At 69.9% G+C, this 714-nt stretch carries 1 pseudogene; it reads left to right on the forward strand.

The window, feature by feature from the left end:
- A pseudogene (locus MKK55_RS00025) lies at positions 1-714 on the forward strand (hypothetical protein); the annotation flags it as partial.

Here is a 714-nt window from a genome sequence, read left to right on the forward strand (position 1 = left end):
TCAACGGTGTCGACACCCTGGCCAGCGTCAGCGGCACCAGCTTTACCGCCGCTGTCGCCACCCCGATCGGCGCCGGGACGGTGACGGTGAGCGTCGTCGACGCCGCCGGCAACGCGGGTGCTGCGGCCAGCGCCGCCTACATGACCGCGGCCCCGGTGACCACTCTGGTTGTCAACGACACGGCCGACCACATTGTCAACGCTGTCGAAGCGAAGGCTGTAGCTTTCCGCGTCGCCAGCCTCGGCCTGACCGAGACGGCGGTCGCCACCTTCACGGACGGAACCTACGTCAAGACGGCCACGATCGCAGCCAACGGCCTGGGTGCAGTCGACCTGTCGGGCTTCAACGGCTCGGTTGGGTCCAGCCTCGTGGTCACAGGTTCGGATGGAACCACCAGGTCAGTCACCGGCACGACCATCGTGGCCGATACCGTCGCGCCGCTCGCCAAGGCGAGCCTCGTCCACGTCGCCGGCGACGGGATCATCGACGCCACCGAGGCGCAATCGGCGACCATGCCGGTCACGGGTACGCTCAGCGCGGCACTCGGCGCGGGCGACCAGGTCGTGGTCAGCCTCAACGGTGTCGACACCCTGGCCAGCGTCAGCGGCACCAGCTTTACCGCCGCTGTCGCCACCCCGATCGGCGCCGGGACGGTGACGGTGAGCGTCGTCGACGCCGCCGGCAACGCGGGTGCTGCGGCCAGCGCCGCCTACA

It is taken from the genome of Methylobacterium sp. J-059 (assembly GCF_022829485.1).
In the GTDB taxonomy this organism is placed as follows: domain Bacteria; phylum Pseudomonadota; class Alphaproteobacteria; order Rhizobiales; family Beijerinckiaceae; genus Methylobacterium.